Raw genomic sequence first — 23746 nt, forward strand, 5'->3', positions numbered from 1 at the left:
AGGTGGCCGGGCAATCCGGCCACCTCATTGACTGGTGTTTGTAAGGATCGGCTTACTTCGCCGCCGCTTCGGCCTGCAGCGCCTTCAGGTCCCAGCAGCTGTCGGGCTTCAGGTCCGCCTTGGTCGTCGCCTTCTCCAGCGTGTAGATGTAGGTGTGCGAGGTGCCGGCCGGCTGGCCGCTCTGCAGCAGGAACTTGATGATGGCGTTCATGTCACCCGACTGGCGGGCAAGGTCGGTCATCACCACGGCGCCATAGGTGCCGTCGGCCAGCTTGTCGCAGTCGGCCGCCTTCTCGCCGCCGCCAGTGGTGACCAAAAACACCTTGCCGTCGAGCTTGGCGTCACGGATCGCGGCGGAAGCGCCGGTGGCGTCACCATCCCAGAAATCGATGATCGAGCAGATGTCCGGGTTCTGCTGCAGCATCGTTGTCGTCACGTTGCGCGAGGTCGTTGCATCCCAGTTGGAGTCGGGCTTGGCCACCACCTTGAAGTCGGGATGCTTGTCCAGCACCTTCATGATGCCGGCATATTGATAGAGGCTGGACGAGTTCGCCTGGTCGCCTTGCACCAGTCCGATCTTCTTGGAAGAATTTTCGCCGCAGCCCTTGATCGCCGCTTCGGCCTCGAGCTGGCCAAGCCGGTCCCAGTCGCTGCCGACAAAGGCGTCAGCCGGGAAGTTGGCGGGATTGTCGACCAAGAGCACATAGGTGCCGGCGGCCTGCGCCTTCTTCATCAGCTTGGAGTAGGAGTTGAGGTCGGGCGCATGGATGATCAGCACATCGGGCCTGGTGTCCGACGAAATGGCGTCGGTGATGGCTTGCGCGCCGGCATCGACGACCCAGTTCGGATCGCGCGTTTCGAACACGCCGCCCCAGGCCTCGACCTCGGTCTTCAGATAGTGCGACCAGCCTTGCGCCAGATCGAAGCCCATCGCCAGCGGCACAAGCATGACGCGCTTGCCCTTGAGTGCCTGCGCATAGGCGGCCGGACCCGGATCGTCGGCGGCAAAGGTCGGCGCCACGAAGGCGGTAACGGCAAGCGCCGTGGCCGCGGCCATCAGTGTTCTGATCAGTTTCATGTCGTCACATCCTCTGTTCGGTTTTCATTGCCGGCCGATCGTCGCGATCGCGCCGGGTACCCCTAAATGTCGCCCTGCTGGGCGGTCTGCTCGTCACGTGGATTGATGATGCCGTCGACGATGATGGCGCCGAGCAGGATCGCCGCCTTGATCAGGTTTTGGTAGAGCAGCGGAATGTCGATGATGGTCATGGCGTTCAAGAGAATGCCGATCAGCGCCGCGCCGACCAGCACGTTGCGCACCCCGCCTCGTCCGCCCGACAGGCCGATGCCGCCGATCACCGCCACCAGCACGATGTCGTAGAGCAGCGTGGAATTGACGATTCGGGTGTTGATCGAATGCAGGCTGGCCGCCGTCAGCAGGCCGGCGATCAGCGCCACGAATGCGGACAGCACGTAGCGCAGCACCAGCATCGGCCGCACCGGAATGCCGATGTTGCGGGCGGCCACCGGATTGTCGCCGGCGAAATAGATGTAGCGGCCCCATTTTGTGTAGCGCAGGAACAGGAAGAACAGGAAGGCCAGCCCCGCGAAGACGAACACTTCGATCGGAATGTCGAGGAAGCGCAGGCCGCCCAGCAATTCGACCCAATGGCCCTGCGGCACCGGCACGGCATCCTGCGTGATCAGCTGCGAGCGCACATAGCCGAAGACGAAGGAGCCGGTCGCCAGCGTGACGAAGATCGCCGGCACATCGGCATAGGCAACGAGAAAACCGTTGAGCAGTCCGATCGCCAGCACGCCGGCCAGCACATAGGCGAAGGCCAGCCCGTCCGAGGTCCCGGTGTTGAGCAATTGCAGGTACCAAGCGACCGACATCGCCATGATCGCCACGGCGGAGAGGTCGATACCGCGACCGATGATGACGACCGCCATGCCGAGCGCGAGGATCCCCAGCACCGATACCGAGCGGACGATGGCGACGAGATTGTTGGGATCGATGAAGCCCGGCAGGCCGATCGCCGCGACAACGAACAGCACCACCGCAATGGCAAAGACAATGCCTTCCTGATTCAGGCTCCTGAAGTTCGGCCAGCCGGTCGTGTTCATGTCTGCATTCGCCCCGATGGCAGCGCTGCCATCCCGAAAACAAAAGCTAATCGGCTCAGCGCTGGTTCGTCAAATGAATCCGCGTCCGGAACGAGGCCCCATGTCGATATTCGTCGAGTGGACGCATCGATTGCCTAAGCTGGCGCAATGCATGGAAAAGCCTGCATTTTTTGGCAATTGATTGCGCCGTGTCAGCTGTTCGCGAAAGTGCTGGATCAAGGCGAAAGGACAAAACGGAATTTATCTCCGCGCCGGGCGGAAAAATTCGATTTTCAGTTCGTCGGCGTGTGGCCGGAAACCTCGGCGCCGGCGCCGGGCGGCAGCACCAGAAATCGCAGCGCGGCCACCAGTCCGATGACGCCGATCACCAGGAAGGCGATTCGGAAATCGACGAGGTCGAGCGCCGGCTGTGCCCTGGCGATCTGCGACAGATTGAGGATGGCCGCCGCCACCGCGACGCCGAACAGCATCGCCACCTGCTGCAGCATGGACGACAGCGTCGCCGCCGAACTGCGCTGCGCCGCTTCGATATCGGCGAAGGCCAGCGTGTTGAGTGCCGTGAACTGCATCGAGCGCGACAGGCCGGCGACCAGCATCAGCGCCACCACCAATGACTGTGGTGTCTGCGGCGAAATCGCCGCACAAGCCATGATCGAGGCCGACGCGATCAGGCCGTTGACGACCATCACCGATCGGAAGCCGAAACGCCGCAAAGTCGGCGTCGTCACTGTCTTCATGCCGAGATTGCCGAGGAAATAGGCCAGGATCATCATACCGGCATCGACGGGGCTGAGGCCGAAGCCGACCTGGAACAAAAGCGGCAGCAGGAACGGCGTGGCGTTGATTGCCACCCGGAAAATGGTGCCAGCGGCGAGCGTCGAGATGGCGAAAGTCAGTACCTTGAATGAGGAGAGATCGAGTAGCGGATGCGGCGCGCGCCGGAGATGCCGCGCCGCCAGCCAGTTGATGACGATGCCCGCCGCGATCAAAAGCACCGTCGGCAGCACGCCGTCCTCGGGATGCGCGATGCGCTCGAGGCCGTAGAGCAGCAGCGCGAGCCCGAACGATGTCAGGAAAAACCCCGGCCAGTCCAAAGGCTTCGGATCGGTCTCGCGGTCGCCGGGAATGAAGCGCGCGACCGGCGCCAGCCCGATCGCGCCCAGCGGTATGTTGATGAAGAAATTCCAGTGCCAGGACAGATAGGTGGTGATGAAACCGCCGAGCACCGGCCCGACCACCGGCGCGAACAGCGCCGGCCAGGTGATCAGCGCCGTGGCATTGAGCAGCTCGGATTTCGACGCATTGCGCAGGACGAGAATGCGCCCAACCGGCGTCATCAGCGCGCTGCCCAGCCCCTGCACCGCGCGCGCGGCAACGAACTCGGTCAGGTTTTGCGAGAAGCCGCAGGCGAGCGAGGCCAAAGTGAACAGCGCGATCGCCACCAGGAAGATGTTGCGCGCGCCGAAGCGGTCGGCGAGCCAGCCCGACAATGGCACGAACACCGCCATGGTCAGCATGTAGATGGTGATGCCGATGCTCATCGCCACTGCCGGCACACCGAAGGAGGCACCCATCTGCGGCAGCGACGTCGAGATGATCGTCGAATCCAGCAGTTGCATGAAGAACGCGATAGCGACGATCAGCGCCACGCGCCGCGCATTCGTGGCCGTTTCGGACAAGGCTTCAGTCTCGGGAATGGCAGTCATGACGGATCGGTTTGAACAGCATTTGGGAGGCAGCGTCCATAGATAGCGCAACAAACTTTCGTGTCGCGCCGTGGCCTGCTATGGGATGAGCGGGGCAATCGAGGAAAGTGCACGCATCGACATGAAGGCGATCTATATCGACTACCTCAATGCCCTCGACATCGATGCGCTTGCCATGACCGATGGCGAAATCATTGCCGCCGTCGAGGCCGGCCTTGTCGCCCAGGGTAAGGGCCAGACGGTGATCGAACCACGTGTCCATCTCGAACCGGATCCATCCTTCCACGGCCATTTCAATGTCTTGCGCGGCTACGTCGCGCCACTCGATACAGCGGGTGTGAAAATCGTCGGCGACTATGTCGACAACTACCTGCACGGCCTGCCCTCGGAATTCGGCATCCTCAATTTGTTCGATCCGCGCACCGGCATGCCGCGCGCCATTCTCGACGCCACCGTCATCACCGACATGCGCACCGGCGCCGTCACCGCCATCGGCGCCAAACATCTGGCGCGCAAGAATTCCAAGGTGCTGGCCCATATCGGCGCACGCGGCACCGCCTACTGGAACGTACGCCTGCTCGATCATCTCTTCGACTTTGACGAAATCCGCGTCCATTCGCGCCGCCCGGAGAGCCGCGACGGCTTTGCCGCCAAGCTCTCCGCCGATCTCGGCAAGAAGGTCACGGCCGTGGCCGACTGGAAGAGCTGCGTCGAAGGCGCCGACATCGTCGTCGAGGCTTCGCGCCTGCCGGAGCCGCAACCGCTGCTCAAGACCGAATGGATTAAGCCCGGCGCGCTGGTTGTGCCCTACGGTACGATGAGCGCGGTCGAGCTGTCGCTGACCGATATCATGCAGAAGACGGTCGTCGACGACTGGGGCCAGTGCAAGGGCGGCAAGTTCGGCTCGCTGCGCGCCCATGTCGAAACCGGCCGGCTGAGCGAAAAGACGCTGCATGCCGAACTTGGCCAGATCGCCGCCGGCCTCAAGCCCGGGCGCCAGAGCGACGACGAAACCATCCTGTTCTGGCATCGCGGCCTGTCGCTTTCAGACATCGCGCTGGGCAAGGCGATGCTGGCCAAGGCAGGGGAAAAAGGCATCGGCCAGAGGCTGCGCTTCGCATGAGCGCGCTCGTCCTCACCGGAACCGGCGTCAGCACAAGCGATGTCGCCGCTGTCGCTCGCGAGGCGCGCAAGGTAGAGGTCGGACCCGATGTCGTCGGCAGGCTGGAGAAAGCGCGAAAGGTGCTCGACCAGGCGGCCGCCTCCGGCCAGCAGATCTATGGCCTGAACACCGGGCTCGGCGCCAATCTCGGCACCACAGTCCAGGGTGATGCCAGTGCCTTCCAGCGCCAGTTGCTGGAAGGGCGCAGCGCCGCGGTCGGCGAAGCGCTGCCGGTCGAAGCCGTGCGAGCAACCATGGTCGCCCGCGCGGCGATGCTGTCCACCGGCGGCTCCGGCCTTTCGCCCGCCGTGTTTGTCGCCCTGGTCGACGCACTCAACGCCGGCGTCCATCCGGTGATGCCGTCGCTCGGCTCGATCGGTGCCGGCGACCTTGTGCTGATGACGGCACTCGCCCGTCTCCTGATCGGCGAAGGCGAGGCCGACTATCAGGGCCGTCGCATGCCGGCCGCCAAGGCGCTGATGATGGCGCGTCTCGGGCCGATCAGCCTGGCGCCCAAGGACGGACTGTCGCTGATCAACGCCTCGGCGGTTTCGGTGGGCAGCGGCGCGCTTGCGGTGACCGACGCGCTGTCGGCGCTGGCCCAGCAGCAGCAGGCCGGCGCATTGACCATGGAAGGGTTTGGCGCCAACCGCACCATCCTCGATCCGCGCCTGCACATGGCCCGCCCGGCCGCCGGACAGCAGGAAGCCGCCAAGGCGCTGCACGATCTGCTCGCCCGTGACGAGGCACCAGCCCCGACCACCATACAGGACCCGCTGTCCATCCGCTGCATGCCGTCGATCCATGGCGCGCTGATCGAGGCGATCGGCCAGGCAAAGCGCGCCGTCGAGATCGAGCTCAACGCCGCCGCCGACAACCCGCTGGTGCTCGGCGATGACGAGCTGGTGCTGTCGACCGGCAATTTCCACACCGCCGCACTTTCGCTCGCCTTCGAGACGCTCGGCCTGGCCATCGCGCAATGTGCCGCCGCCTGCGCGGCCCGCTTCATCCAGCTCACCGGCTCGGGCCGCAACGGCTTGCCGAAATATCTGTCGCCGGTCGGCGGCGCCTCTGCTGGTTTCGTGCCGCTGCAGAAGACGGCGACATCGATCCTGGCCAGCATCCGCCACAAGGCCAATCCGGTGATGCTCGATTTCCTGCCCGTGTCGGAAGGCGTCGAGGACCATGCCACGCAGACGCCGCTGGCCGTTTCGAAATGCGCCGCCATGATCGCGCTGTGGCGGCGGCTGATCGCCTTCGAACTGATGGCCGCCGTGCAGGCCGTCGACCTCCGCGAGGGGTTGGTGCTGGCGCCGCGCACGGACGCGATCCATGCGGCGGTGCGCTCGCTCGTCCCTGCCCTCAGGGAAGACCGGCCACTCGGCGTCGAGGCCGAAGCGCTCCATGCCGCGCTTGCCGGCGGGAATTGGACCTTAACCCCGGCCGACCTTGTCCAGGAACAGGCGTAGCTCGGCCGGGTCCATGTGCACGACGTGCCTGTCCTCGGGATAGGCGCCGCTGTTGACGTCGGCGACATATTCGGAAAATGCCGCCACCCGCTCCGCCTGCAGCCGATCATATTCGGCGGCGAAATTGCGATAGACCTTGGAATGGCGGGGCATGTGGCCCCGGTTCTGGCCAAGAATATCGTCGGCGAACAGATATTGTGCGTCACAACCGGTGCCCGCCCCCATCGACAGCATGATCAGCGAGGTGCGCTCGGAGATCGCCTTGGCCACCTCGACCGGCACCACTTCGATTTCCGCGCCGATGGCGCCCGCGGCCTCCAGTTGCTTCACCGCCTCGAACACCTGGATGGCGGTGTCGGCGGTCTTGCCGACCGCCTTGAAGCCGCCGGTCCAGGTCGCGCGGGAGGGAATGAGGCCGACATGGCCGATGACGGGGATGGCGTCATCAGCCATCCGCTTGATCGTGGCATAGCCGGCGCTGCAATAGACCGCGTCGGCGCTTGCTTTGTAGAGCCTGAAGGCCCAGCGGACGAAGTCATCCGCCGTACCGATCTCGAAGAAATTCTCGCCCGGCATGGTGAACAGGCTGGGTGCTGCATCGCGGTATTGAGGGTTGAGCACCAGTTCGGGTGGCACCGAGACGATGTCGACCCCTGCCCGCTCGGCGGCCTCCGCCTCGTCCAGGTTGAGCACGCGCAGCATGGTCAGCTGGCGCTTGCCCTTCATGGCGCGCAGGTCGGCGACGGTCGGTCTCTTTCGGCTCATTTAGATGTCCCCTCTGTGATGCTGGATCGGTTGCCACACGTCAAATCTGGATCATCACCTTACCGGCCTCGATCTTCACCGGATAGGTCGCGAGATTGACGCAGACCGGCGCGCCCTTGGCCTGGCCGGTCTTATAGTTGAACCGGCCATTGTGCTTGGGGCATTCGATGATGTCGTCCATCACCAGCCCGTCCGCCAGATGCGCCTTCTCATGCGTGCAATAGCCGTCGGTGGCGAAGAACTCATTATCGGGCGAGCGGTAGATCGCAAAGGTGCGGCCGCCATGATCGAAGCGGATGACATCCTCTTCCTCGATGTCATCAACCGCGCACGCTTCAACCCAATCAGTCATTTCGGTCTCCTGCAATCATTCGCGATCGCTATTCGGCCGCCGCCGACATATCGACCTCGTGGAATTCGCCGCGATAGGGTCTCGCCGTCGGCGGCAATTCGCGCTTGAGGTAATAATCCTCATATTTCAGCTGCCTGAGCAGGACGGGCCAGACCTCGCGATAGGCATGCCACATCGAAGGGTTCGGCTCGGGCAGGTCGTGCTTGATCAGTTCGTGCAGCCTGGGCAGCGCGTGATAGGGCACCATCGGGAACATGTGGTGCTCCACATGGTAATTCATGTTCCAGTAGATGAACCGGCTGATCGGGTTCATGTAGACCGTGCGGGTGTTGAGCCGGTGGTCGACGACATTGTCGGCAAGCCCGATATGCTGCAGCAGGCCGGTCGTCACCATGTGCCAGGTGCCATAGAGGCGCGGCAGGCCGATCAGCACCAGCGGCAGCCATGATCCCAGCGCGATCGCGAAAGCGATCGTCGCAACGTATACGGCCACATGCCAGCGGGCGACGACCACGGCCTTGTGCTGCTCCATCTCGGGGATGTAGCTCTTCTCCTCCTCCGACAGCGTGCCGAATGCCTGGCGCACCAGGGTCGGCAGCGAATAACGGAAATCGAGAATCCCGGTGAACGCCAGCGCCGCCTTCAGCAGATCCGGCGGGCGCATGACGGCGATCTCGGCGTCACGGCCGACGATGATGGTGTCGGTGTGATGGCGGGCATGGCTCCAGCGCCATTGCACGGGATTGCGCATCAGCATGAAGGAGGCGATGTGATAGACGACATCGTTCATCCAGCGCGTGCGGAAGGCCGTGCCGTGGCCGCATTCATGCCAGCGGGAGTCGCTCGACGAGCCGTAGAGCACGCCGTAGACGAACAGGAACGGCACCACCCACCACGAGCCCCAGAACCAGACGATGCCGGCGGCGGAGCCCAGTATGACGGCGAGCCAGATCACCGTGTCGCGGATCGCCGGACCGTCGGAGCGTTGCATCAGCTCCTTCATCGCCTTGCGCGGCACGTCGGTGTGGTACCACTCGGCCGAGGCCAGGCCGGTTTCGATCGCAAGCCGCGTGCTTTCGCCGACCAGGCTGTAGTCGCGTTTTTTGCCCATCACACCGGCCTCCGGTTTCCGGCCCGCCAGCCGGAGCATTCCTGTCGCATCATGCCCTCAATCTCGCAAAATTTCCCGACGGTTGCGGATAATCCTGCCGCGGCTGCCTGGCGATAGAGGTAATCCTGCTTTCGGCCGCGGCAATCTCGCGGGCGCCATCGAGGACGCGAAACACCGCATCGTAGCTCCGGCTTTCGCCATGCTCCAGCCAGATCATCTCGCCGCGTTCGCGCGCGGCGAGATCGCCGAGCACATGATGGGTCGAAGGCTCTATACCCAGCGCATACTGCCCGGCCTGGAAATTCTGCCATTGATAGGCGCAAGGCAACTGGTCTTTGCGCGTCACCACTTCGAAGCCGAGACCGAGCCGGTCGTTCACCACTGCCACCGGTACCTCGCCATTGGCGTCGGCCGTCATCTCATGCTGCCAGACCTGTTCGCTGAAACCGAGCTGCGGCGGCGGCACCGTGCGGTAGCCGACCTTCTGCGCTTCGTAATGCTCGCCGGCATGGCCGGCCCAGACAATTTCGCGGATCGGCGCCAGATAGCGCGACCCTTCGTCGAGCAAGGGATGGCTGACATTGACGTGGTAGAAATACATATGCGGCGTGCGGTTGAAGCCGTGATTGACGACACGGTCGGACAGCCGGATCTCGTTGCCGCCGACATCGGCCTCGATGCGCCGGATCAGATGCAGATCCTCGCCGAACACCGCCGATTGCTGGACGACACCTTCGGCCCACAGCACGCAGCGGTCGCCATCCCAGCGCTCGCCATAGCCGGTCAGCCGCGCCGGGATCGTGCCGACACGGCCATGCAGCGAATGGACCGCGGTCGTCTTGCCGGGGTAGTTGTAAGTGTCGACAGGTACTTCTTCCCGGCCCAGTATGTGGTCGAGCCCGCAGGTGACGAGCAGGCCGGAAAAGGAGCGCGCCCAGGCGAGCCCTCTCTCCCCCTCATACTCGTGCAAGCCCGGATGGCGAAAACCGCTCGGCGAATGCCAGCCGATCGCCTGGCCCCTATAGTCGCAGTCGGCGATGTCGAGCGCACGATCGACCAGCGCGGTGAAGCGCAGGCCCGAACCGGTACGGAACTCAAGCATGCGGATGCCGCGCTCCACCCCATCGCCAAGCGTCATCAGCCGCACCCCGGCGAATTGCGATAGCATGCCGGACCGCTCGGCGACTTGCCTTCGCGACAGCGTCTTGCCGTAGAGCTCTACCATGCGACGTCCTTCACTTTGCCCTCGCCTCCTTGAGCAAGGCCGACATGTCGGCGCCGGTGATGATGCTTTCCACGGTCAAGAGGTCGGTGTCGGCGACCGTCTGTTCGGCGACGATCTCGCCACGCCGCATGACGATAATGCGATCGGCGACCTGGAACACGTGGTGGATGTTGTGGGTGATGAGCAGCACCGAATGGCCGGCGTCGCGCACCTCCTTGACGAAGCGCAGCACGCCATGGGTTTCCTCGACACCGAGATTGTTGGTCGGCTCGTCGAGAATAATCACCTTGGCGGCGAACTGCATGGCGCGCGAAATGGCGATCGACTGCCGTTCGCCGCCCGACAGCGTCGAGACCAGCGCATCGGCATCCAGCTTCTTCGAGATGCCGACGCGCTTGAGCAGTTCGGAGGCGGCCTTGCGCAACTTGGCCAGATCGAGCGGCGCAAAGACGCCGAGCCAGCCGAATTTGACCGGCTCGCGGCCAAGGAAAAGGTTGCGCGCGATACTGAGATCCGGCGCCAGCGACGTGTCCTGGTGGATGGTTTCGATGCCCAAGTCCATCGCATCGCGGGTCGAGCGGATCGAGACCTTCTCGCCGCGCACGAAGATGTCGCCACGGTCGACGGGAAACACGCCCGAGATCGCCTTGATCAGCGTCGATTTGCCGGCGCCATTGTCGCCGAGCAGCGCCACCACCTCGCCCTCCCGTAATGACAGCGAGGCATTCTTCAGCGCGCGCACGCTGCCGAAGGATTTTTGCAGATTCTGCAGCCGAAGCACTTCCATCGTCAGCCCCTTGCGGCGTTCTTCTGCAGCAGAGCGTGCAGGATGAGCATGGCGAGGATGATGAGGCCGACGAAAATATTGTAGGCGAGCCCCGGTACGCCGATCAGCACGATGCCGTTGCGGATGGCGCGCAGCATCAGCGCGCCGACGATGGTGCCCAGGATGGTACCGCGCCCGCCGGTCAGCGCCGTGCCGCCGACCACCACCATGGCGATCACTTCCAGCTCGTAGCCGGTGCCCGCCACCGGCGAGGCGGCGGAGATGCGGAAGGCGCTGATCATGCCGGCAAGCCCGGCCAGCACCGAGGTCGCGATGAACAGCCAGATCTTGACGGCGTCCGCCGGCACGCCGCGCGCCACCGCCGCGTTGCGGTTCGAACCGATGGCGCTGATCCAATTGCCGAGCTTGGCGTAGCGCAGGATGTAGATCGCCAGCAGCGACAGGCCGATGAACCACCACAGCGACGTGTAGAAGCGGAACGAGCCGATGTTGAAGCTGCCGGCGAGCAGCGTCACGAAGAAGCCGGGCTGGTCCCAGGATTTCAGCGGAAAGCCTTGCGTGATGTAGAGCGCCGCCCCGCGCACGACGAGCAGCATCGACAGCGTCACCAGGAAGGACGAGATGCCGATCTTGGTGACGATCAGCCCGTTGATCGCGCCGATCCCGATGCACAGGAGAAGCCCGGCCAGAAGGGCGACGCCGATATCCACCCCGCCGTTCTGCACCAAAAGCATGACCACCACCGGCGCCAGCCCGAACACCGCGCCGACGGACAGGTCGAACTCGCCCGCCGTCAGGAGCAGCGTCATGCCGAGCGCGATGATGCCGAGCTCGGGCAGGAACGCCATCATGTTGGAAATGTTGAGCGGCGACAGGAAATTGGCGTCCGCGATGGCGAACGCCACCAGCAGGACGACGAGGATGACGAAGGAGGAGAATTGCGGCGAGCGCAGCAGGCTCGATCTGCCCTTCGCTCCCGGCGCGTCATCTTCTGCGGCGATTGTCATGACTGCTTGGACCATGCTTTGGAAGACGCCCGCCGCTTTCCGGCGGACGCCGGTTTCTCACTTCTTGTCGTAGAGCTTCAGGATCGGGTCGACGCTGGAGGCGTCGTAGAGACCGAAAGTGTGGATGTCGTAGCCGATCGGTTCGCCCGAGGCGGCGAGCCCGAGCAGCGCCACCGGCATGAAGCCTTGCGCCGACGGGTACTGCCAGGCGGCGGCGTTGACGAAGCCGTCCTTGACCGCCTGTGCCGTCTCCTTGGAATTGCCCCAGCCCACGACCGGGATCTTGCCGGCCGGAACGCCTGCGCCGTCGAACACCCGCTTGACGCTGGCCGCCACGGAATCGCCGAGTGCGATGATCGCCGGCGGATTGTTGGCGACCATGTAATCGGTCATCTTGGCGATGATGCCGGCCGGATCGGTGCCGCAATCGACCACGTCGTATTTGATCCCAAGCGGATCGAAAACGCTGGCGATGCCTTCGGTCTCCAGCTGCTGGTAGCTTGCACCGGGAACCTCGACCGGCAAGAACACCTTGTCGCCCTGCTTAACCATCTTGTGGTCGACGAGATATTTGGCCCAGATCGCGCCGGCTTCCTTGAGGTCGGCCCCGACATAGGCCTGGCGCCCCGTCTCAGGATCGTCGGTGTTGAAGAACACGATCGGGATGCCGGCTGCCTTGGCCGCCTTGACCTCCTCGGTCCACAGGCCCGGCTGCGCCGAGGTCGTGGCGATGCCGTCAGGCTTGGCGGCGAGCGCCGAGTTGAAGGCCTCCTTCTGCGCCGCCATGTCGCCGCCGCTGAAGGAGATCTTGCAGGTCACCTTGAGCTGGTCGCAGGCCTTGGTCGCGCCGGCATTCCAGTCGATCCAGAACGCGTCCGACGGGCCGCCATGCGACAGGAGATAAAACGTCTTCTGTCCGTCCTGCGCCTGCGCCGTCGATCCGAACGCGACGCCGGCAAGCACTGTCGCGGCGGCCGCCAATTTCAAAGCGAATTTCAACATTCTTTCCTCCCTTGTTTGGAGCCGCGCCGCCATGCACCGGCGGCGCGACTGGCCATCACAGGCCGTTGGCGCGGAACTTCCCGTCCAGGAATGTCTTGGCGCGCGGCACGTCGTCTTCCGACAGATGCTCGATGATCACCGGGATGTTCGGGTGCTTTTCCGCCAGCCGCTTGAGATAGAGGTCGTAGTTCAGCGAGCCGAGGCCGGGCGCCGGCAGTTCGATCTCGCCGACGCCGCGGAAAGTATGGCTTTCCATCGCATCGGCGTCGCCGATATCGGCGTGCTTCTCCGACTTGTCGTCGCCCGAACGTTTGACGTCCTTGGCGTGCGCGATCCTGATCTTGTCGGTCAGCGTGTCGAACACCTGGTTCAGGATCTGGTCCATCTTGTCGATGTTGTGCGTCTCGAAATAGTTGGTCGGATCCATCAGCAGTCCAAGGCCGGGATGGTCGACCTGCGCGAACATCCTGACCGTCTCCTCGACCGAGCCGACAACGTTGTTGACGTAGGTTTCGAGCAGGAAGACCGCGCCATGGTCATAGGCTGTCTGCGCGAGGTCGGCGATCACCTTGCGGCATTCCTCGAAACCCTCCTCCGTCTTGTTCTTGGGGTGATGCACCCAGTCGGATTCGGTGTTGTAGGTACCGGTTTCCGAGATCACGTAAGGCGAGCCGAAATGGCGGGCGTTGCGGATGATCTCCTTGAGGTAGCCGACGCGCTTGTCGCGCTCGGCCTTGTCCGGATGGATGATGTTGGTGTAGCCCGACACGCAGCAGACAGGCAGATTGTGGTCGCGGAAGACGTCGCGCACCTTCTTCGCCTTGTCCTTGGTGATCTGGCCTGCCGACAGGTCGACATCCCTGAAATGCAGGTCGAGCTGCACCGTGTTGAAACCGAGCCCGCGGATCTTCTTCGCCGTCTCTTCGAGGCCGTACGGGAAATAACCCGTGAAAATACCTGCCTGCATCATGATCTTGAATTCCTCCCTGTAAGCGATTCAGTTGTCTGGTGTTTCAGTGGCGGTGATCAGATAGCGATCTCGGAAAGCTTGACCGTTCGGCCCTCGTCGATCGAACGGTAGCCCGCCTCGACCAGCGCCATGGTCTTGACGTTGTCGGCGACCGACAGCGCCGGTGGCGTGCCTGTCTTCACCGCGTGCTGCAGCTGTTCCATCACGCCGATGAAGGCATGGGGGAACCACATCGTGTCCCAGCTTGGGCTCACCCATTCGCCACCGGTGGCCTCGGTCGAGGCGTAGGTCAGGGTCGAGGCAGCGCCCGTCGGCCAGCCGATCGTGCCCTTGGCCACGCCCTTGGTGCCGTCGACGCGCCAGTTGATATGCTGGTCGTCCTTGTAGCCTTCCTGGCGCGGGCCGGACCACACATCCTCCAGCGACACGGCGAGCACCCCGGACGGGAAGCGCAGTGTGGAAACGGTGATGCCGTCGGAGTGATCGAACTTCGTGCGCGGATCCTTGCGCGTCAGCGCGGTGATCTCATCGGGATCGCCGAACAGGAAGCGCAGCACGTCCAGATGATGCACGCTCATATTGGCGAGCGTCAGCCGGTCGTAGTCTTCAAGAAACGTCTGCCAGTGCGGGATGGCGTGCATGTCGATCTGCGCGAACACGATGTCGCCGAGCGCGCCGCTATCCATGATCTGCTTCAGCACGCGCATCGACTGGTCGTAGCGCATGTTCTGGTTGACCGAGAGGATCTTGCCGGCTTTCGCCGCCTCGTCGCGCAGCTTGACCGCCTCCTCGACCGAAAGCGCCAACGGCTTCTGCGCCAGGATCGCCTTGATGTGCTTCTGCTTCAGCGCATGGCGGATCAGCGCCGGCTGCTGGTCGGGTGGAAAGGCAAGGTCGATGATCTCGACATCAGCGTCCTCGATCAACCGCTCCGGCGTATCGTGGACGGTCGGGATGTCCCAGCGTTTCGCCACCTTCTCGGCACTTGCCTTGGTGCGTGAAGCGATCGCCACCACCGGAAACCCGGCCTCCTTGTAGGCAGCCAGATGGCACTCGGCCATGATCATGCCGGCGCCGACGCAGCCGATCCTGTATTCTTTCGTGCGGACCCTCACGTCCGGCTCGAAATCCTTGCCTGCCATATTTTCCTCCCGAAATTCTCTCTTCGCAGCGGCAATCATCTCGCCAACGCGCCTCCGCTCTGTCCGAAATAATGCACGCGGGCCGGCTCGCAGGATATCGCCACCATCGCATCGGGCCTGATGTCGGGCTGGCCGCGCAGCAGCGCCTTCAGCCGCGCCTGCCCGGCGGCGAGCGTCACCACGGTATAGCCGCCCAGTGGCTCGACCTCGAACACTCGTGCCGGGCGGCCCGGCCCTCCATCGCCCCACGGTCGGACCTTAATATCTTCCGGCCTGAGCCCAATCTCGACAGCATCAACAGGGGCAGCCTTGTCGGCAATCCGGATCGTGCCTTCAGCCGCCTCGATACCGCCCTCGCCGCGCGCCGCTTTCAGGATGTTCATGACAGGCGAACCGAGCAGCCGCGCCACATAGGTGCTGGCCGGGCGGTCGTAGATCTCGGCCGGCGCACCGATCTGCCTGATCGTGCCATTGTCCAGTATGGCGATGCGGTCGGCGATCGACATCGCCTCTTCCTGGTCGTGGGTGACATAGATCAGCGTCTTGCCGAGCTCGCGCTGAATGCGCTTCAGCTCGACGCGCGTCTCCTCGCGCAGCCTGGCATCGAGCGCCGAGATCGGGTCGTCCATCAGATAGGCGTTGGGGTCGCGCACCAGCGCGCGCGCGATCGCCACGCGCTGCCGCTCGCCGCCCGACAGCTGCGCCGGCGGCTTGTGCAGGATGTGGCCGATATGCAGCTTGGCGGCGACATCGGCGACGCGCTTTTCGATCTGGGTCTCGGCGACCCGGCGCTCGACCAGCGGGAAGCGCACATTGTCCAGCGCGCTCATATGCGGGAACAGCGCCAGGTTCTGGAACACCATCGCAACATTGCGCTCGGCCGGCGATACTGCGTTGACCGGTCTGCCGCCGATCAGGATTTCTCCGGCATCAGGCGTCTCCAGCCCGAGCACCAGGCGCAGGATTGTCGACTTGCCCGACAGCGGCGGCCCGAAGAAGCAGAAGAACTCGTTGTCGTTGACGGTGAACGAGGCGTCGTCGACGGCGATCGTAGCACCATAGCGTTTCGTGACATTGCGAAAGATGATGTCGGCCATGGCTCAGCCCGCCCCCATCGCAAGGCCGCTGGCGGCGTCGAAGACACGTACCGACGAAGCTGCGGGCGCGACGACAGCCGTCTGCCCGATCGACAGCCCGACATCATTGTCGAACACCGCCTTCACGGCGCCCGCGCCCTCGCCGAGATGGACGATGGTGCGCGCGCCGATCCGCTCGACGAAGGTGACAGGCATGGCGAGCCCGCGCCCGTCCTGCGCCAACGCCACCTCCTCCGGCCGAAAACCGTAGAGCACGTCGCCGCGCGCGCCGCGCAACCTGGCTGCCAGATCGTCCGGCAGCGGCGGCGTGACGCCCAGCAATCCGAGATCGACGACAAGGCCCCTGTCGCTTTCCGCCGGCTTGCCTTTGAGCAGGTTCATGCCCGGTGCGCCGATGAAACGAGCGACGAAGACATTGGCCGGATTGTTGTAGACCTCGAGCGGCGTGCCGACCTGCTGCAGCACGCCATGGTCCATCACGGCAATGCGGTCGGCCATGGTCATGGCTTCCAGCTGGTCATGGGTGACGTAGACCATGGTCTGCCTGAATTGGCGCTGCAATTGCTTGAGTTCGGTGCGCATCACCGCCCGGAAGGCGGCGTCGACATTGGACAGTGGCTCGTCGAGCAGGAAGATTGCCGGCTCCATGATCGCCGAGCGGCCGATCGCGACGCGCTGCAAGATGTTGACCGACAGCCGGTCGGCCTTGCGGTCGAGCAGCGGCGCCAGTTGCAGCAGCTCGGCAATGGCGCCGACGCGGCGGTCGATCTCGGCTTTGTCCGCGCCGCGCATCCTCGGGCCATAGGCAAGGTTCTGGCGCACCGTCATGTGGGTGAAGATGGCGTAGTTCTGGAACACGAAGCCGACGCCGCGCCGGCCCATCGGCACGCCGGCCATGTCGCGCTCGCCAAACAGGATCTTGCCGCTGGTCGGTTCTTCCATGCCGGCGATCATGTTCATCGTCGTCGACTTGCCGCAGCCCGAGGGTCCGAGCAGCGCCATGAACTCGCCATCTGATATTTCGAGGTCCATGGTCTTCAGCGCGGTGAAATCGCCGAATGTCTTGGTGAGGTTACGCAGCTGGATCGCGCTCATGCCGGCACCTGCCTTGCCCGCGCCATCCGCTTCATGGCGAACACGGCAACGATGGAAAGCACGATCAGGATGGCGAGCGCGATCGCCGCCACATAACCCCAGATCAGATCCTGCGTGGTGACCTTGTAGATGTAGACGGAGATCGTTTCCGTGGCGACGCCGGGGCCGCCGCCGGTCATGATGTAGAGCGTGTCGAAGATCTTGAAGTTCTCGATCACCCGGATTGCCAGCGCGATGATGATGATCGTCTTCATCTTCGGCAGCACGATGGTGACGAACCGCTGCCACGGATTGGCGCCGAGCAGTGTCGCCGCCTTGATCTGGTCCTCCGGCACGCCGACCAGGCCGGCAAGCAGGATGAGGAACATCAGCGGCGTCCACTGCCAGATATCGGCGATCATCACCGCGATCAGCGCCAGCGTCGGGTCCGAAAGCCAGGCAATGGTGACGCGTGTACCCGTGATGGTGGACAGGATGTCGTTCACCGGGCCACCCGACTGGAACAGCATGAAGAACATGTAGCCGGCCACCGCCGGCACCACCATCATCGGCATCAGCAGGATCGAATAAAAGATGCGCTTGCCCGGAAAATCGTCGGCGAACAGCGTCGCCAATGCGAGACCCAACAGGAATTCAGCCGGCACGCAGACGACCATGACGATTGCCGTGCGCCTCAGCGCGCTCCAGAAACGGGCATCGGCGGCAAGGTCGGTGTAGTTGGCAAAACTGTTCCACATCTCCCAGGCGTTCCACCAGCCGATGCCCGAGAGCGGCGACCAGTCGGTGACGCTGATGTAGAGCTGCATCAAGAGCGGAAAGACGGAGATGAACAGGACCAGGATCTGCGCCGGCAGGGTCAGCCGGAATCCCAGCCGCGCGCCCTCGTCCCGCAGGGCCGGCATCGCACGCGCGGCGCCCATTTCGTCCTCCGAAACAGTCACTGTCACCGCGCTCATTGCTTGAGCGCCCCAAAAGTCAGGCCACGCACCAGATGGCGCTGGATGGCGATGCCCATGATGACGGGCGGCACGGCGGCGATGAGGCCAAGCGCTGCCTTGGCGCCATAGAGCTGGCCGGTCATCGAGGACGACAGCGAGGCCATGTAGACCGGGATCGTCACCCATTCGCGCGTCGTCAGAAGCAGCGCGATCAGATAGTCCGACCAGTTGAGGATGAAGACGAACAATGCCGCACTTGCAAGTGGCGCGCGCATCATCGGCAGCGTGATTCGGGTGAAGACGCGCAGCCGCGAACAGCCCTCGACCAGGGCGGCCTCCTCGATCTCGCGCGGCATGTCGTCGAAGAAGGTCTTCATCAACCAGAAGGCGAACGGCAAGGTGACGATGCCGTAGATCAGCGCCAGGCCCCACCAGCTGTCTGTGAAATTCAGGAACGCCCACATGATCATCACCGGGATCATCACCGCCATCGGCGGAAACAGCCTGAGCTGGATCAGCGCCAGCGGCAGGTTCTGTCCCGAGCCGAAGCGCGACAGCCCATAGGCCGCCGCCGTGCCCGCCGACATGGCGATCGCGGTGCCGAACACAGCCGACAGCAGCGACGACAAGATCGGCTTCAGCGCCGTGCGGTCGAGCGCCACGATGAGGCTGTTGGTAGACTCGCCGAACACGAACTGGAAATTGCTGAGCGTCGGGTTCTTCGGCCACCATGTCAGGTCGGCACCAGTCGCCGACCATTCGGCGATCGGCTTGAAGGCCATCGACACCATCCACAGGATGGGCACCAGCGTCACCGCCATCGCCGCCAGGATCGCGGCGTAGCGGAATATCTCGAAGGGAACGGAACGCTTCATCTGGCTGCTTTTGCTGGTGGCGTTGATTGCGGAGGGGAAGAGCTTTCGCCCTTCCCCCTCGCTCCTGATCCAGGGAGATGGATCAGCTGATGGGATCGAGAACGGTCGGCCATGCCTCCTTGTTGGTTCTGATGGCTTCCAGCAGCTTGTCCTCGCCGATGCGCCGGGCGATCTTCTTCCACTCGGCTTCGGTATCGGCCATCGCCTGCTCTGCGGTCTTGGCCTTGGTCAGCGAGGCCATGAGGTTTTCGTCCAGTGCGTTGTGGAAGGCGGTGGCGCCGGGATAGTTGATGGTCGGCACGGTGCGGGCGACCGTCTCGCGCACCACATCCATGTGGTAGGCGTGATAGGTCTGGCGCACCAGCGGATCGGAGAAATCCGAAAGCCGGAATGGATCGAGATAGCCGCCGGGGTTGGCGCTCATCCAGGCGTAGATGCGGGCCGAGCCCAGCCATTGCAGCAGGAGATAGGCGACTTCCTGGTTCTTCGACTGCGACGAGACCATGCCGGTCAGCGAGAACCACAGCACGGAGCGGCTGATCAGCTTGCCGTCGATCTCGCGGCCGGGCGGCAGCATCGAGCCGATCTTGCCGGTGACGGCCGAATCCTTGTTGCCGGCATTGTCGAGGAATTTCGGCAGGTTGGAGAAGGCGCAGGTCATCGCCGCGCCGCCCTTGGCGAAATTGCCATACTGCTCCGGCCAGCCCCACGAGATCGCATCCGGCGAGTGATGGGCGAGCGATCCGACATATTCGTTGGTGGCGGCGATGCCGTGCTCGGAATTGATCAGCGGCTTGCCGTCGTCGCCGAACAGGAACTGGTTGGGCGAGGCCATCGAGACATAGCGCTGGTACCAGTTGGTGTAGCCCCAGCCCTGGTTGCGCAGGTCGGTCGAGCCGAACAGGCCCTTGTCCGGACGCTGGAAGAAGGCGGCGATATCGCCGTGCTGCTTCCAGGTTTTCGGCGGCGCCAGATCGTCGCCGTATTTGTCCTTGAACGCCTTCTGCTCGGCGGCGTCGCCGAACAGGTCGGAGCGGTAGACCCAGGTCTGGAAGTCGCCGTCCAGCGACACGCCGTAGTTCGAGCCACGGTATTTGTTGAGCAGCGACACGCCCTTGGCGCCGTCGACATAGCCGGTCTTGGGGTCGTCCCACTCGGGCTTGTACTGGGCGACGAAGTCGTCGAGCTTGGCGATGCCGCCGGTCTCGGCGAGATCGCCAAGGCGGTTCCATTCGGTGGAATAGATGTCATAGGCCCCACCCTTGGTGGAGATGTCCTGCATCGTCTTGGTGAATTCCTGGCCGTTCGGCAGGCCGACGATCTCGATCGGAATGCCGGTTTCCTTTTCCCACAGCTCCTTGATCGACGGCGCGCCGGCCGGGAAAGGCTGCGTAAGCTGGCCGATGGAGCCGTCCGACAGGCCGAGCACGATCTTGGCCGGCGCCTTGCCGGCGCCCTTCAGCGCCTTGGCCGCCTCGATGGCACGGCCTTCCGGCGTGTCGGCGCCATACTGGTAGCGCTCGGCGCCCTCGAAACCGGTCGGGCCGCCGATCATGCCCGGCGCCAGCGCGTCCGCCGCATAGGCACGGCCGGGGCGGATGAATTGGGGTGCGATACCTGCCGCGGCTACGAACACCGCCGCCTTTCCTCCAGACGCCAGCAATCGGCGTCGCGACATGCGGATCAGATCAGACATTGGAATTCCTCCCTCGGGCCCGATGTTTCCTCCACGAGCCCATGAGGGATATTGACGGCAGGATCGGAAGGCTGTCAACATCATAAATAATCAAAATACCTCACAACATCGCAATAGGGCGAGGAAATGCGTCACACGAAGGTCCTTACAACGCTCTCCATGCCTCGATTTGATGGGAAATATATCTTCCCGCCCCGGTATGGCCGTGCCGGGCGACTTGATTTAGCGCGACCACTTGCGCATCGGCCAAGGCCGGATACATCATTTCCCATCAGAATCGCGGATAGCGAGGAGCCGTTGCCATCAGGCCGGCCGCGGACAATGCGTGATCCTGATGCGTCGAGGAGATGAAAGACGGTGCGTTCCACCCTGACTGACATAGCCCGGGAAGCCGGCGTCTCCGCGGCCACCGTCGACCGCGTGCTCAACAATCGGCCCGGCGTGCGGGCGCGCACCCGCGAAATCGTGCTCGAAATGGCGCAACGCCTAGGCTACATCGCCGAAGGCCCGAACGGGGCAGCGCCGCGCACCTCGCCCGGCGAGATCATCCGGCTCGACTTCGCACTGCCGGCCGGCACCAATTCCTTCATCAAGATGCTGCACCGCCACATCGAGGCGCAGGCTCTGGCGCGACCCGATCTCGACGTCCACATCGCCACCATAGAGGGCTTCAATCCCGATCGGCTCGCCCGTCTGCTGCAGGATCTGCGCGGACAGACGCAAGGCGTCGGCGTCATCGCGCTCGACCATCCGACAGTGCGCGAGGCGATCCGCTCGCTGTCGGCCAACGACGTCAAGGTGGTGACCATCGCCTCCGACATCCTGCATGTGCCAAGGGTCGCCTATATCGGCATCGACAACCGAGCCGCCGGCCGGCTGGCCGGCTATCTGCTCAACCGCTTCATGGGGTCGGAACGTCCCGGCAAGGTGGCACTGTTCGCCGGCTCGCTCTCCTATCGCGGCCATGAGGAACGCGAGATGGGGTTCCGGCACATATTGACCGAGGAGTCTCCCAATCTCGAGATCGTCGAAATGCGCGAAATGCTGGACGACCGCGAAAAGGCCTATTCGGAAGCATCAGCGCTTCTGGAACGGCACCCCGACCTTGCCGCGATCTACAATGTCGGCGCCGGCAACACCGGCATCGCCCGCGCGCTCAAGGAGCGCGGCCGCGCGCAATCCATGGTCTTCCTTGGCCATGAGGTGACGGACGGCACCAAGGAGCTGCTGCTCGACGGCACGCTCGACGCGGTCATCGACCAAAACCCGCGCGTCGAGGCCCGCGAGGCGCTCAACACCTTGACCCATGCGGTCCGGGGACTGCCCTACGAATTGCACCAGCCGAGGCTGCAGGTGATCTTCAAGGAGAACATCCCGGAGATTTGAGCGGCTGCCTTTCTGTTTGAACCCTGGTGATCGCCCGGCCATCTTCGCCTGAGCCGATCGCGATCCTGTCACCAGTCGCAATGCCGTCAATCTCACACACCACCAACGGCATGCGTATCCCATAGAGAAACTCGGCGACGATGGCGCCCACGGCCAGGATCGGGTCCGGCCGCTCCAGAAGAATGCCGGCCGGCGCCGTGCCCTTGCGGATCGCCTCGGCCAGCACCGAGGACGAGGACGACGAGCCGCGCCCGCTCGGCATGACCAGGATCTTGCCGGCGACATTCTGGCCGAGCCCCGGATGCGAATGGTCTGTTATGTCGCCGGTCTCCGCATCGATCCCGCCCCAGAAACTGAGCGGCTGCGAAAACACCAGCGCCCGACCTTCGGCCTCACCGGCCAGCTGAAAGATGCCTGCTCTTTCAAACGCTTCCACCGGTTGTGTCATGTGCTGCTCCGCACGACACGGCCGACCGCGGCGGAACGGATGCAATCCTTCATGTCGGCGAAGGCGACGGTCACGCCGATATTGCCCGGCGCGTAATGCGCCCATTTGCCGGAATTGGTCATCACCACGCCGTCGAGCCGTTCCATGATCGAGGTGACATAGGTGCAGGTGTCGGCAACCGGAACCAGGCCGAACGCCTCCATCCCAGCCAAGGCACCCTCTTCCTGCAATCGTGTCAGTGTCGCGCGGCCTGTGTTGACATAGATCGGGATGCCCCTGCCCGGCGCTGCCTCGCGCAGCAGCGGCAACAGGCGCATCCATTCCTCATGCGAGAAATGCGGCGTACCCAGCGAGACCGCCGCGAGCCGCGAGCCATCCGGCACCGTCGATAGCCTGGCCAGCGCGTGATCGATGTCGGAACGGGTGATGCGGACCGTCTCCTCCGGCGCCTCGCCATGAAACGCCTCGTCGAGCGTTCCGGCTTCCGGCGTGATGCCGACCGCATGGAACAGCGCCACAGCACCCGTCGTTGCCGCCGCAGCACCCAGTGCCTTCAACTGGTCCTCGTCGCGCGGCTGCGGCAGGCCGGCAATCACCGGAATTCGATCGCCGCTGGCTTGTCCGATGATCAGCCCGACGCCAACGAACAGGCTGTCGCTCGGCTCCGGATCAGGAACGTCCAATTCGAACAGGATGCGGCCGCGACGGTTCTCGCTGAGATGCAGGCCCCAGGCCGGCGCGCGTCCGGTCATGGCGCAGCACAGGTCGATGAAATCGCCATAGCGGTTGGTGCGCGCGCCGATCACCGAATTGGCGAACACGATGGCGTTGGATTCACCCCAGGCGATCTGCTGGCCGAATTCAGGCCGGAACCGGGTCTGGTAGGGCGCGCAGGTGAACGTCGCCTGGCAGCCAAGTTCCATATGCGCCTTCATCAGCCGCCGCGCCGGCACCTCCTCCGCTGCCGGCATCTTCACCATGCCCGGATGGATGAGGTCGAACGAGCCGACATTGAGCGTCGTCGGCACCTTGACGCGACCAGCGCCCTCGGCGAGCCGTTCGACGAAATCGAGGCCGGCCTTGCCATGATAGAGGCAGCCATCGATATGGGCGCCTGATATGTCGAGCAGGCCGTCCGCCCCGACGGCGTTGGAGAAGGCGACGAGAATCTTCATGGCGGCAGCCGCGGATGGACCTTGCTCGCCGTCGAGCATGGATCGGTCGCGCGCGGTTAGTTTCAAAGTCATCGGTACTCCAGCCGCTTGCTCGATCGTATGGCGGGACAGCGCCCCCCTCTGTCCTGCCGGACATCTCCCCCACGAGGGGGGAGATTGGCGGCTTCAGCCTTGGCGCCCTTTTTACAATGTCGGAGATTTGCGAAACCGG

22 protein-coding genes are annotated in these 23746 nt (G+C 63.9%); 3 read left to right on the forward strand and 19 right to left on the reverse strand.

Features of this window, described 5'->3' with window-relative positions; genetic code table 11:
• Positions 1 to 52 precede the first annotated feature (52 nt).
• The 3 genes from LB577_RS01450 to LB577_RS01460 all read right to left on the reverse strand — a co-directional run bounded on the left by LB577_RS01450 (position 53) and on the right by LB577_RS01460 (position 3833).
• Complete coding sequence (locus tag LB577_RS01450) at positions 53 to 1078, reverse strand: sugar ABC transporter substrate-binding protein (RefSeq protein WP_224685252.1); 1026 nt, start codon at positions 1076 to 1078, stop codon at positions 53 to 55.
• A gap of 62 nt (positions 1079 to 1140) precedes the next feature.
• Positions 1141 to 2127 carry an ABC transporter permease gene (locus LB577_RS01455; RefSeq protein ID WP_224685253.1) on the reverse strand — a complete coding sequence of 329 codons (987 nt, stop codon included), beginning with the start codon at positions 2125 to 2127 and terminating at the stop codon, positions 1141 to 1143.
• A 272-nt stretch (positions 2128 to 2399) separates the two neighbouring features.
• Positions 2400 to 3833 carry a DHA2 family efflux MFS transporter permease subunit gene (locus LB577_RS01460; protein ID WP_224685254.1) on the reverse strand — a complete coding sequence of 478 codons (1434 nt, stop codon included), beginning with the start codon at positions 3831 to 3833 and terminating at the stop codon, positions 2400 to 2402.
• 121 nt (positions 3834 to 3954) lie between these two features.
• Between LB577_RS01460 and LB577_RS01465 the strand changes: the two genes are divergently transcribed.
• Entirely contained in the window at positions 3955 to 4956 is a 1002-nt protein-coding gene (locus LB577_RS01465; RefSeq protein WP_224685443.1) for an ornithine cyclodeaminase family protein, read from the forward strand.
• Positions 4953 to 6464, forward strand: a complete 1512-nt coding sequence (hutH, locus tag LB577_RS01470; RefSeq protein ID WP_224685255.1) for a histidine ammonia-lyase — start codon at positions 4953 to 4955, stop codon at positions 6462 to 6464. The genes LB577_RS01465 and hutH overlap by 4 nt, the downstream gene beginning before the upstream one ends.
• Here the strand turns inward: hutH and LB577_RS01475 are convergent.
• From LB577_RS01475 to LB577_RS01540, 14 genes are all read right to left on the reverse strand, one after another.
• On the reverse strand, positions 6429 to 7229 hold the full coding sequence (locus LB577_RS01475; protein WP_224685256.1) for a 3-methyl-2-oxobutanoate hydroxymethyltransferase: 801 nt from the start codon (positions 7227 to 7229) through the stop codon (positions 6429 to 6431). The two genes, hutH and LB577_RS01475, sit on opposite strands and share 36 nt — an antisense overlap.
• Before the next feature lie 40 nt (positions 7230 to 7269).
• Positions 7270 to 7581: a MocE family 2Fe-2S type ferredoxin gene (locus LB577_RS01480; RefSeq protein ID WP_023768294.1), complete on the reverse strand. Its 312-nt coding sequence runs from the start codon at positions 7579 to 7581 to the stop codon at positions 7270 to 7272.
• A gap of 28 nt (positions 7582 to 7609) precedes the next feature.
• Positions 7610 to 8692, reverse strand: coding sequence for a fatty acid desaturase family protein (locus LB577_RS01485; protein WP_224685257.1), 1083 nt, complete (start codon positions 8690 to 8692; stop codon positions 7610 to 7612).
• Between the two features lie 49 nt (positions 8693 to 8741).
• A complete protein-coding gene (locus LB577_RS01490) occupies positions 8742 to 9917 on the reverse strand; it encodes an aldose 1-epimerase family protein (protein ID WP_224685258.1) in 1176 nt (391 codons plus the stop codon).
• A 10-nt stretch (positions 9918 to 9927) separates the two neighbouring features.
• Positions 9928 to 10710, reverse strand: a complete 783-nt coding sequence (locus tag LB577_RS01495) for an ATP-binding cassette domain-containing protein (protein WP_198028498.1) — start codon at positions 10708 to 10710, stop codon at positions 9928 to 9930.
• Positions 10707 to 11711: an ABC transporter permease gene (locus tag LB577_RS01500; protein WP_224685259.1), complete on the reverse strand. Its 1005-nt coding sequence runs from the start codon at positions 11709 to 11711 to the stop codon at positions 10707 to 10709. The genes LB577_RS01495 and LB577_RS01500 overlap by 4 nt, the downstream gene beginning before the upstream one ends.
• A gap of 57 nt (positions 11712 to 11768) precedes the next feature.
• On the reverse strand, positions 11769 to 12713 hold the full coding sequence (locus LB577_RS01505; RefSeq protein ID WP_224685260.1) for a substrate-binding domain-containing protein: 945 nt from the start codon (positions 12711 to 12713) through the stop codon (positions 11769 to 11771).
• Between the two features lie 55 nt (positions 12714 to 12768).
• Complete coding sequence (locus LB577_RS01510; protein WP_224685261.1) at positions 12769 to 13683, reverse strand: sugar phosphate isomerase/epimerase family protein; 915 nt, start codon at positions 13681 to 13683, stop codon at positions 12769 to 12771.
• A 56-nt stretch (positions 13684 to 13739) separates the two neighbouring features.
• Positions 13740 to 14825, reverse strand: a complete 1086-nt coding sequence (locus LB577_RS01515; RefSeq protein ID WP_224685262.1) for a Gfo/Idh/MocA family protein — start codon at positions 14823 to 14825, stop codon at positions 13740 to 13742.
• Between the two features lie 35 nt (positions 14826 to 14860).
• Complete coding sequence (locus LB577_RS01520; protein WP_224685263.1) at positions 14861 to 15922, reverse strand: ABC transporter ATP-binding protein; 1062 nt, start codon at positions 15920 to 15922, stop codon at positions 14861 to 14863.
• 3 nt (positions 15923 to 15925) lie between these two features.
• Positions 15926 to 17017 carry an ABC transporter ATP-binding protein gene (locus LB577_RS01525; protein ID WP_224685264.1) on the reverse strand — a complete coding sequence of 364 codons (1092 nt, stop codon included), beginning with the start codon at positions 17015 to 17017 and terminating at the stop codon, positions 15926 to 15928.
• Positions 17014 to 17973 carry a carbohydrate ABC transporter permease gene (locus LB577_RS01530; protein WP_224685265.1) on the reverse strand — a complete coding sequence of 320 codons (960 nt, stop codon included), beginning with the start codon at positions 17971 to 17973 and terminating at the stop codon, positions 17014 to 17016. Before LB577_RS01530 ends, LB577_RS01525 begins: the two co-directional genes overlap by 4 nt.
• A complete protein-coding gene (locus LB577_RS01535) occupies positions 17970 to 18830 on the reverse strand; it encodes a carbohydrate ABC transporter permease (RefSeq protein WP_023779805.1) in 861 nt (286 codons plus the stop codon). The genes LB577_RS01530 and LB577_RS01535 overlap by 4 nt, the downstream gene beginning before the upstream one ends.
• Positions 18831 to 18912: 82 nt before the next feature.
• Positions 18913 to 20526, reverse strand: a complete 1614-nt coding sequence (locus tag LB577_RS01540) for an extracellular solute-binding protein (RefSeq protein WP_224685266.1) — start codon at positions 20524 to 20526, stop codon at positions 18913 to 18915.
• A gap of 357 nt (positions 20527 to 20883) precedes the next feature.
• Here LB577_RS01540 and LB577_RS01545 point away from each other — a divergent pair, with 357 nt between their 5' ends.
• On the forward strand, positions 20884 to 21912 hold the full coding sequence (locus LB577_RS01545; RefSeq protein ID WP_224685267.1) for a LacI family DNA-binding transcriptional regulator: 1029 nt from the start codon (positions 20884 to 20886) through the stop codon (positions 21910 to 21912).
• Here the strand turns inward: LB577_RS01545 and LB577_RS01550 are convergent.
• Both LB577_RS01550 and LB577_RS01555 read right to left on the reverse strand, forming a co-directional pair.
• Positions 21887 to 22360 (reverse strand): aconitase X swivel domain-containing protein, encoded by a 474-nt coding sequence (locus LB577_RS01550; RefSeq protein WP_224685268.1) that lies wholly within the window; start codon positions 22358 to 22360, stop codon positions 21887 to 21889. The two genes, LB577_RS01545 and LB577_RS01550, sit on opposite strands and share 26 nt — an antisense overlap.
• Complete coding sequence (locus tag LB577_RS01555) at positions 22357 to 23607, reverse strand: aconitase X (protein WP_224685269.1); 1251 nt, start codon at positions 23605 to 23607, stop codon at positions 22357 to 22359. Before LB577_RS01555 ends, LB577_RS01550 begins: the two co-directional genes overlap by 4 nt.
• Positions 23608 to 23746: the final 139 nt, after the last annotated feature.

The organism is Mesorhizobium sp. B283B1A, assembly GCF_020165735.1.
Classification (GTDB): Bacteria; Pseudomonadota; Alphaproteobacteria; order Rhizobiales; family Rhizobiaceae; genus Mesorhizobium; species Mesorhizobium opportunistum.